Below are 10,525 nucleotides of genomic sequence, written 5' to 3' on the forward strand. Positions count from 1 at the left end.
TCAAGAATGTCATCACCTAAGCCACCAAATAGAATGTCATTCGTAGATGTTCCGACTAAATTGTCATTTCCATTTGTGCCGTTTATGATTGCCATATTATCCTATTAACCTTTAAATTTTTTTTAGACAATTAGACATCTCCGAAAATTAAATTAATTAAATATGCGTGACTTATAACCCTTGTAGAGATTTTCCTCATGTCAGGATTCTTGGGTCTACAATCTCTACCGGAGATTTCTATTTGTGATGATATTTGGCATTTTCATTGATTGTCAACTAGTTAAATTACTGAAAAAAAGCGGCTTTTATCAAGAAAGTTTTATAATTTTTTACCTTCAACATTGCATGATACGAAAATAGAACTTAAAAAAATTTATGTGACACATGATGCGATTCTTACAGAATCATACCCAAAGGTGGTTTTATTTTCGCCCAACAATAGGTAAATCCTGCAAAATCAAGGGCAAATATACGTATTAATAAAGTCGTATTTAAAACGAATTAATTTGATGTTGTAAATGTATGAATAAATATATATAAATTACTGAAAGAATTTGGGAGTGACACCACATCGTGCTATGGGCGTTAATTAAGGGCTTTGAGGCGCAATTCTTGTAATATAGAAAGATGATGATTGCCTCCGACACAGGAACGGTAAGTATGATCATCTTTTTACAGCCATTTTTAGGTAAATCAACCGCATTTTAATCAAAGTTTCGCGCCAAGGCGCAAAGGAGCGAAGGCACAAAGGAGTAGATTAATTCAGAGTGTGGTATAAATACATGAAAAGTGCTGTAATTAATTATGCTGAAATTTTCTCGTCAAGTTAAATTCACCGCGAGAAAAAATATTGAAAATCAGGAGCAGGTCATGAACAGTTGTATTTTGATGGCGGAAATTTATGATAATCCTCAACTGCGTCATACACCAGATGGGTTGGAAGTGACAGAAATGATCGTTCATGTGCCAGGAACAAAACCGGATGATCCAACTCATCCTTTAAAAGTTGTAGGTTGGGGAAACTTGGCAAAAGAGATTCACCAAAGTTATCATCAAGGCGATCGCGTTATTATAGAAGGGCGCTTAGGCATGAATACAATTGATCGCCCGGAAGGATTTAAGGAAAAACGCGCAGAATTGACAGTGCAAAAGATTTACGCCATCGGACAAGGTACTTATAGCAGTTCACCAGCAGCAGCAGTAACTCCCGTAGCGCAACCAACCTACAGCCCGACGAGTTATGAATCAAACTATACCCCATCAGCCCCTGCTGAAAAAAATGAACCCCAGGTAACAGCCCCTCAACGGACATACCAACCCGCACCTGTGCAGTCTGCGTCCCCTGTAGGAGTTACAGCAGAACCCGATCCAGATGATATCCCATTTTAGTGGAAAGGGTTATAGAAAAAGCACATTTAATTCCCGAAAATGTCGGTCTTCCTCTATTAACCTGCACTGTATTTAATTTGTATGATTCTAGCGGGCAAAATGCCCGCAGCACAACATCTAACCAGATGAAGATAATCAAATTTAGATGGGTAACAGCTTACCTCAACCCCCACTGACTTCACCCCATTCCCGAATTGCTGGAAATACGGATGAATAATCATCTTCTGGATAAGACATTTTCATAGTCGCGTGTAAGATTTGCCTTACACCCTCAATACTGCTGAGATTCAAACCCAAGGATTTAGCTTCAGAGATAAATAAATCTATTTCTTTGATCAGTTGTTTTGTCGGTAAGTTAGCATTATTATAATTACCATCTAACATCCGGCGCAAATTTTGATCAAAGGTGGGAGCATAAAGTTTACTTTCGCGCAGAATTTGCATAAATAAATCAACATCAATACCTTGCAACTGGATAAAAGCCAGACTGAGAGCAAAGCTAGTTGTCAGTGAAGCAATGAGTTGATTGAGTGCTAGGGTGAGGGTAGAAGCAGTACCCACAGGTCCTATGTATACAGGATTGTCTCCAAAATGTTGGAGGAGTGGGAAATGACGTTGATACTGTTCCTCCTCTCCACCTACCATGACGATTAATTTGCCAGTTTTAGCTTCGGGAATACTACCAAGGACAGGTGCTTCTATATATTCGCCTCCAGCCGCAACTACTGCATCTCTGATTTCTTGGCTTTCTACGGGGGTAATTGTCCCCATTTGAATGATGCTACGTCCTGATAAAGTATGCCAAGAGGTATCTGTTAGCAAGACATGATAAATAGCTGCGGCGTTAGAAAGCATTAGGACTATACAGTCAGCAGCGCGGATGGCTTCCCGTGGTTTCTTCACAATTTCCGCTCCTGCTGCCCGTAGCGGTTCTAATTTTTCTGGGGTGCGATTATAGGCAATTAGCTCTATATTAGCTGCTAATAACCTTTGAGCCATCGGTAGTCCCATCAATCCAGTTCCCAGAAATGCCACCTTCATGTTTCACGTTCCTTAGTCAGTGGTCAGTTGTCAGTTGTGATCTAAATTTTAGATTTTAGATAAATAAAATCCAAAATCTAAAATCTAAAATCCAAAATCGCCTAGCCTCCAGCGGCAAAAGTCACCATAATAATCACGGAAAGTAAGATGCCGGGGGACAATAGAGTTACTAGCACTAACAGATCATGAGCAGTCATAATTATTTCTCTAGGGTAGATTTGTGATTTGAATGTCATCTCTGTTATGCTAGTGCAAACAAGACTGATACAGAATTGTTAAAGAGATTTTTAATCTTTCTCCTTAATCTCTACTTTGGAATCTCTACTCTGGTACAATTAACCCCTGGAGCGGTTGTGATGCCTCTTGTGCAGTTAGTCCTCGACTTTGGACTAAAACACCAAAATTACCTAATCCCCCTGGGTTAATTAGTTGGTGTAATCCCTCCCGTCGTTGTAGCAACTGTGATATTGGTTGCTTTTGGGAGGAGAGAGCAGCTAATCTTTCACCTATTCCCAATGCCATTAAAAATAAGCCTTGCTGCGTCCAACCAACTTTTTTGAGTCCACACCTTTCACCCCAGAATGACAAGGCTGTAAAGTCAACATGGGCAGTGATATCTTGTCTGCCAATATTGATATAAGGATGATCATGGTGACGATGTTGGTAGTAGCATTGGAGAGTTCCCTGATTTCGTCTAGGGTGATAATAACGATGTGCGGGGTAGCCATAATCAATTGTTAACACATAGCCACGTTGCAAGCAGTCTGCTACTATACCCAACCAGTTCAAAGCTGCTAAATTAATTTCACTGCGATAGCCATTTTCATAAGTATTTTGGCTTAAATCAATTCCCACTAATTTAAAATACTCTCCTAATTGTGGTGTTGATGGTTCTGCCATGATTTCAATAAATATAGGTAAAGCAGAATTTTCTTCCTCCGGTTTTTGCTCAACAGTAACGTAAATTTCCCGTAATTCCCCCCCATCTAAAATAAATTGATGGACTGGAAAAGCATCCACTAATTCATTGGAGAAGAAACAGCCAATAATGGAATTGGGGGTGATTTCTTCCAAGTTACACCAATCTACAGAAAAATCTTGTAACCGTTGTTGTTGTTCCTGTTTTAAACTTTGTGATTTTTCAACAATAATATATTTGACTGCTGCAAAAAAGTCTGGGTATTCTTGCTTTGCATAGTTGAGTATATGGGAGGCTAATATGCCTTGTCCTGCTCCCATTTCTACCAAATTAAAAGATATGGGTTGATCTAAAATCTCCCACATTTGATAAAATTGCCTGGTTAGTAATTCTCCAAAATCAGATCCTAAACTGGCGGATGTGAAAAAGTCACTATCTCGAAATCCAATTTTTACAGCATCACTGGCATAATAGCCATATTCTGGATGATATAACACCATATCCATGTATTCAGCAAAGGTAATTCTTTGCTGAGAATTAGTAATAATACGATTAGCTATAGCTTGACATAGTAGCAAATGGGAATCCATAAAATTTACAGTTGATGATTAACTAATAATTCTTTTAACATATACATATTCAGACATTTTTCTGTATCTTTTTCCCAGTCTCGGACATATCTCGTCCCTGACTGGGAATGCTTTTAAGAGCCTCTGGCTGTTATTTCATGGCTGGGAGAGCCTTATGTAATTACTTCCCACACCACAGAGTATGGGGGGGAAATAAGGAGATATTGGTGCGAAAAATAATTCATACCGCCATGACTCAACCCCGAAATTCTTAACAATATACCTACGTACCAATACCCAAACGTCCAGCCAAAGCGGGAGTTAATGGTAAAAGAGTAGTAATCATTAAAAACAAAGCCAAAAGACATAAAGCGGCTCTAGCATCATCTGGTTCAGTAATTTCATTGAGACTAGGACGTTCTAAATCCCGTTGTAAAAACAGAATCAGAATTGCCCAATACATAGCCAAGGGATTACCCAGGGATACAATAGCGAGTAAAACTATGGTCGCAAAAGTGGTTCTACCTGCGGTTTTACGGCCATAAATGGCTTGTACAATCCTCCCCCCGTCCAATTGTCCAGCGGGCATGAGATTTAACGCAGTAATGACTAATCCTAGCCAACCAATAATCACCAAAGGATGAATATTGACCACAGGGGAATGTAAAGCCGAACCCAGGACAACCCGCGCTAAACTACCGACTAAAATAGAACCTTGGAAAAACTGATTTGGTAATTGGAATAAACTTCCGGGGTGGGAAAGCAACAAACCTACCACCAGTAATAACAGGGAAGTAATGCCACCGAAAGCAGGTCCTGCCAAAGCAATATCAAATAAAGCATTCCGGTTAGGGACAAGGGACTCAAACCTAGTAATTGCCCCAAAAGAGCCAACTTGCACCGCTGGTAAAAAGAACGGCCAACTTAACCGTACTTGGTGACGACGTGCTAACAACCAATGTCCGACTTCATGAGATATGAAAATGACAAATAAACCCAAGGCAATAGGTAAAGCTTCTGCAAAACGTTCGGGGTTACTGAGTAAATCAAAATTCTGTAATATACCTCCCACTTCTAGACTTGTAGCCATAGTTGCTATCAACAAAATCACCGCAAAGACTTTTTGTCCTAATTGAGTCCGTTGGGGGTCAGTACGGCTAGGGAGAACAATCATTACTGGTTTACCGTCAGTATTTTCTACCAAAAACAGCCGATATTTATCATTTAACCGCTCTTGCAAACTCTTTGTTAAGCGGTTGTGAACAGCCTCTGGTTCTCCGCGCAAATTACCTTTAAAAACCACTCCTTCTTGGTAGGGAATAGTTTCCGTAGCGAAAAATGTATCAATGCCGAAAATACCGCGAATTAAGCTTAAATCAGCTTCCGGTATGGGAGTCGGTTCTGACTGTAATTCTACCACGGCTGGGCTATTTTTATCGGCTGCTGATGAACTTTGAGCAGCGAGGCGCTCTGTGGCTCGTTGCTTGAGAATAGCATCTTGACCGGCTTGGCGTAACTTTCTGCCTAGGAAAATATACAATCCAGCGGAAACTATCACCGAGAACAAGATCCCGACGATGTTAACATAAATCCCCAGGGCAAATAATCCAAAGAACAAAAGCCAGGGAGTCATTAAAACGAGAGATTGTAACCAGGCCAAGATTCCTAGTTTACCAAAGGGTCTGGCACGATAAAAGCCCCAGCCTAAAATGCCGGACGCTATCAGCACAATGGCTGCAATTATAGGAGTTTCCGATGAAGTCAACATCTCTAAACCTTTGCTATTGAGACCGAAGCTAGTACCGCAGTGCGGAATTAAAAATTAAAAATTAAAACTTAAATAAAGCAGATTACACAAGCTTTTGTCAAATTTTTAATGTTTGGTTGACGGCAGCCTTTGTGTACTAGAACAAGTCTGTTTTTGTTTTGTATATATTCTATCATATTTTACCATTTTTGAGGATAAAATCAATAAATAAGTTAAATAAGTTTATTTTTTTCTGATCAAACTGCGTTGTGGTGACACGACACACAAAATAATTATATAATTAATTGTCACAAAAAATTATAATTTATGATTAATTTTCTGTTGGTAGTCAGGGCTTTAGCCCTTATTTTGTTGATGTAGCGTCTGGGGGAGAGGACTAAAGTTCTGACTACAATCTGAGGAGAGGACTAAAGTCCTGACTACGATTTAGAGTTTAAAGACTTGACAAAATACAATTTTTATGTTACGAAATTTGGCACAGGAGCAGAGTTTTAAAACATCCTCTAAAATTCTGATGCTGTCTGAGGGGCAATAATTTCTCCAGAACCCAGTTTTAAGATTATATCCTGATCGGTAATCAGTTCTTTGAGTTCTTTAACTTGTAAATTCATTTTTTCACACGCTTGGCATAATTCTTGAGCAAATGCATTAATATTATCTCCATAACCACACTGGTAAGCAGCGGTTTCTATGCCCTGGTTAGCATTTGCTCTGGCACAATTTACTAATTCTATATCATGTAATGGTTGTGAAGATACCATAAGTGGATTTTTTATTATTTATCTATTCCTATTTTCGGATTGTATTAGTTATTAAATATTTATTTATCTCTCTCTGGTTTGAAGTTTTTAGTAATTAAGTTACAAATTTTTCTGTGGAGGCCTGTAGTTTTTTTAACGAACCACTCCAGGCACAGAGAACACAGAGGTGGAGGAAGAGGAGATTTTTATCTCTTAATTTATTTGTATTTGTAATTTATTTTATTTGGGATTTATCTTTAATTAAGTTACAAAAAGATACATTAACGATCGCTATTGATGCTCTATCTTAGGGTATATTATTAGATATAAATCGGTGATAATATTGGGACGGGGATATGGTGACAGTAAATATTGATAATATTGATAGATTTCGTAATTTACAATTAACATTAAAATATCGCTGGAAAACTAGCGAGTTATTCGACAATAGTGAAGCGGATATTTTAATTATTCCTTCTTTGAGTATAGATCAACGGGAATTACTCAAGGTAGAAGGCTGTGAACACTATGAGGAAAGATTACTTTTCTCATTAATGCGGTTAAGAAATCCCCGGACTAGGTTAATTTATGTGACATCAATGCCACTGCATCCCAGTATTATTGATTATTATCTGCAATTACTTCCTGGTATTCCTTTTTCTCATGCTCGTCATCGTTTATTACTACTTTCGACTTATGATGCTTCTTTAAAACCTCTAAGTCAAAAAATATTAGAACGTCCCCGGTTATTGGAAAGAATTCACAAAGCTTTGCGGTTAGATAAAGCTTTTATGGTATGTTATAATTCCACATTTTGGGAATCGGAATTATCTCTAAAATTGGGTGTACCTTTATATGCTGCTGCACCAGATTTACAAATTTGGGGAACTAAAAGCGGCAGTAGACAGATTTTTCAAGAAAGTGGTGTACCTCTTCCAGATGGTAGTGAATTAGTGAAAAATTGCGAAGATCTAGCTAGTGCTGGGGCTGATTTATGGGAACGTCAACCAACATTACAAAGAATGGTAATTAAGTTAAATGAAGGGTTTTCAGGAGAAGGAAATGCACTTTTAGATTTAAGACCAATAATGAATTTTGCACCGGGGAAAGCTGATCATAATCAAAGAGTAGCAGCAATTAGCGATCGCTTCTTAAATTTACGTTTTCAATCCTCACAAGAAACCTGGGCAAATTTTTCCCAACGCATTCCCGAATTAGGTGCAATAGTGGAAGCTTTTATAGAAGGAGAAGTTAAGGATTCTCCTAGTGTACAAGGTAGAATTACACCCACTGGAGAGGTGGAAATTCTGTCTACCCATGATCAAATATTAGGAGGACCAGACGGACAAATTTATATAGGTTGTCGCTTTCCTGCGGATGAAAATTATCGTTGTCAATTACAGGAATTAGGTTTAAAAGTTGGTAAAAAATTGGCAGAAAAAGGGGCTTTAGAAAGATTTGCAGTGGATTTTGTTACTGTTGACAAAGGTAATGGTGAATGGGATATTCAAGCCATTGAAATTAACCTGCGTAAAGGAGGAACAACTCACCCATTTATGACCTTAAAATTATTAACTAATGGTCGTTATGATTTCACCAATGGCTTATTTTATAGTCAACAGGGCAGACCTAAATATTATATTGCTACAGATAATTTACAAAAAGACAGTTATCGAGGATTGTTACCGAATGACTTAATGGATATTATCGCCCATTATAGACTACATTTTGATAGTGGCACAGAGACGGGTACGGTATTTCACCTCATGGGTTGTCTTTCTCAATTTGGTAAATTAGGATTAACAAGTATTGGTGATTCTCCCCAAGAAGCGGAAGATATTTATAATAAAGTTATCAAAGTTCTTGATCAAGAAACTAGCGATGATAATAATCATGCTATATTCGCTGATGACAATTTTGCCATGAACGGGGATGGATATAATTACTAACTGAAATACTAACTCAAATCTAAAATTATGACTTGAGAAAATTTTCAAATAGAAGTATCTGATACCAATTTTATGTTAGACTGCACGGAATAATCATTATCCGTATTTATCTGGGTTTATCTGCGGTCAATTATTCCAGAAATATATTCTATGCAGTTTAATTTTTAATTTCCCATCAAGTCAATATCGTGTGTTCAGTTACAGTTATTATCAGGCAAATTGAGCAACAATAGAGATTAATAAAAGAAAGTCAGAATTAATCAGATCAAGACTTTCAATATTACCACCTATTACCTATTACCTATTCCCTATTACCTATTTCCTGCTAATTATTTCGTAATAAGTAATAGCTCTTTATACAAATAAAATATTATGCTTTATGCTGCTGTTGTATGAAACCTCGAATTATTGTTTGTGGCTTAGGACGTACCGGATATAAAATTTTGCGATTACTGAGACAACAGGGCGCTATCGTTGTGGGTATTCACCACCAACCGATTTCTGGAGAAACTGCTGCTAATGTGATTGTTGGTGAGTTACAAGCAGCTTCTACCCTGCAAGCAGCGGGAATTAAAGAAGCACATACTCTAGTCATTGCGACTACCGAGGATGCGCTAAATTTGTCAATTATGATGCAAGCACGAGTTCTAAACCCGCAAATTCGGATTATTAATCGTTTTTATAATACAAATTTAGGTGAGCGTTTAGATCAAACCTTGTCAAACCATTTAAGTATGAGTGTTGTTGGTTTAGCAGCACCAGTATTTACCTTTGCAGCTTTGGGAAATAAAGCTATTGGACAAATTAAATTACTCCAGCAAACTTGGCCAATTCAGGAGGAATATATTCACGAAAATCATCCTTGGAAAAGTAAAAAACTGAGTGATTTATGGGAAGATCCTACGCGGATGCTAATTTATTATGTACCTGTGCAGGGAAAAATGAATTTAGTTTCTGCGGTTTTATCAGAACAACAATTAAGAGTAGGCGATCGCTTAATTATCGGCACACAACCGCGCATTCGTCAACCGCGTAAATCACTAATCAGAAAACTGGTCAAAATATTTGCCAATATCAGGGAATTTCAAAAGCACGCCCAATCTGTTACTGGTATGGCCATTGCACTATTAGTAATTATTCTACTATCTACATTTACTTATATTTCCACTAAACATAGTATCTCCTTTATAGATGCCTTATATTTTGCTGTAGGCATGATTACGGGAGCAGGTGGCAATGATAAAGTAGTAGAAAATGCACCGGATAGTATTAAATTATTTACCGTTGTGATTATGCTCATTGGGGCGGCGGTGATTGGGATTTGGTATGCTATGCTAACAGATTTTATTCTGGGTAGTCGTTTAAAGCAATTTTTAGATGCGGCCAGAATTCCTGAACGTAATCATTATATTGTTTGTGGGTTAAGTGGTATTGGTATTAAAATTGTTCAACAACTCCATCTGAGTGGCCATGAAGTAGTAGTAATTGAAACAGACGCTAATAACAGATTTGTAACTACTGCAAGAGACATGAGTATTCCTGTGATCCTGGCTGATGCTAGTTTTCGTGCTACTTTACAAGGGAGTAACATAAATACTGCTAACTCAGTCTTAGCCGTTACTAGTGATGATGCCACGAATTTAGAAATTGCTCTCAAAGCGAAGGCTTTAGCGCCAAATATTCCTGTAATTGTCAACTATGCTGATCCTGATTTCGCGGGTATAGCGCAACAGGTATTTGACTTTGAAGCTGTACTCAGTCCCGCTGAATTAGCCGCTCCTGCTTTTGCTGCTGCGGCTATTGGTGGTAGAATTATTGGTAATGGTATGATCGCCGATAGTTTATGGGTGGCTTTTGCGACTGTGATTACACCTATACACCCTTTTTGTGATGAGTGGGTAAAGGATGTAGCTAAGTCTGCGGATTTTGTGCCTTTATATGTGGAAATCAATCACGAAACTGTCCAAGGCTGGGATTTATTGGAAACTATTTTGGCCCCTGGTGATGTTCTATATTTAACTATGCCGGCTACTAGGTTAAATCAATTATGGCGAGAAGAGGGACGGGGAATTGGGGTTTAGGATATTTTTTATGGCGAGATAGTTCTTCCTTATCGGAATCTAGTATAGCAAATTCCTAGCCACGAGTCA

7 protein-coding genes and 1 pseudogene are annotated in these 10,525 nt (G+C 38.1%); 3 read left to right on the top strand and 5 right to left on the bottom strand.

Features of this window, described 5'->3' with window-relative positions; translation table 11 throughout:
* Positions 1 to 95, bottom strand: a pseudogene (locus ACIR131C_RS27380) (calcium-binding protein); the annotation flags it as partial.
* Positions 96 to 870: 775 nt separating this feature from the next.
* On the opposite strand from ACIR131C_RS27380, the gene ACIR131C_RS0117705 reads away from it, so the two are divergent.
* Positions 871 to 1,389, top strand: coding sequence for a single-stranded DNA-binding protein (locus ACIR131C_RS0117705; RefSeq protein ID WP_028091271.1), 519 nt, complete (start codon positions 871 to 873; stop codon positions 1,387 to 1,389).
* A gap of 162 nt (positions 1,390 to 1,551) precedes the next feature.
* Here ACIR131C_RS0117705 and ACIR131C_RS0117710 read toward each other — a convergent pair whose 3' ends face one another.
* The 4 genes from ACIR131C_RS0117710 to ACIR131C_RS0117725 all read right to left on the bottom strand — a co-directional run bounded on the left by ACIR131C_RS0117710 (position 1,552) and on the right by ACIR131C_RS0117725 (position 6,447).
* Positions 1,552 to 2,430, bottom strand: coding sequence for an NAD(P)-dependent oxidoreductase (locus ACIR131C_RS0117710; protein WP_028091272.1), 879 nt, complete (start codon positions 2,428 to 2,430; stop codon positions 1,552 to 1,554).
* Positions 2,431 to 2,751: 321 nt separating this feature from the next.
* Positions 2,752 to 3,939 (bottom strand): class I SAM-dependent methyltransferase, encoded by a 1,188-nt coding sequence (locus ACIR131C_RS0117715; RefSeq protein ID WP_028091273.1) that lies wholly within the window; start codon positions 3,937 to 3,939, stop codon positions 2,752 to 2,754.
* Positions 3,940 to 4,201: 262 nt separating this feature from the next.
* Entirely contained in the window at positions 4,202 to 5,686 is a 1,485-nt protein-coding gene (locus ACIR131C_RS0117720; RefSeq protein WP_028091274.1) for a site-2 protease family protein, read from the bottom strand.
* 503 nt (positions 5,687 to 6,189) lie between these two features.
* On the bottom strand, positions 6,190 to 6,447 hold the full coding sequence (locus tag ACIR131C_RS0117725; protein WP_028091275.1) for a hypothetical protein: 258 nt from the start codon (positions 6,445 to 6,447) through the stop codon (positions 6,190 to 6,192).
* 335 nt (positions 6,448 to 6,782) lie between these two features.
* On the opposite strand from ACIR131C_RS0117725, the gene ACIR131C_RS0117730 reads away from it, so the two are divergent.
* Both ACIR131C_RS0117730 and ACIR131C_RS0117735 read left to right on the top strand, forming a co-directional pair.
* Positions 6,783 to 8,375 carry a peptide ligase PGM1-related protein gene (locus ACIR131C_RS0117730; protein WP_028091276.1) on the top strand — a complete coding sequence of 531 codons (1,593 nt, stop codon included), beginning with the start codon at positions 6,783 to 6,785 and terminating at the stop codon, positions 8,373 to 8,375.
* Between the two features lie 392 nt (positions 8,376 to 8,767).
* The gene (locus ACIR131C_RS0117735; protein WP_028091277.1) at positions 8,768 to 10,456 is read left to right on the top strand and encodes an NAD-binding protein; all 1,689 of its coding nucleotides are present in this window, start codon (positions 8,768 to 8,770) and stop codon (positions 10,454 to 10,456) included.
* The last annotated feature ends 69 nt before the right edge of the window (positions 10,457 to 10,525 follow it).

This window comes from Dolichospermum circinale AWQC131C (assembly GCF_000426905.1).
GTDB classification, from domain to species: Bacteria; Cyanobacteriota; Cyanobacteriia; order Cyanobacteriales; family Nostocaceae; genus Dolichospermum; species Dolichospermum circinale.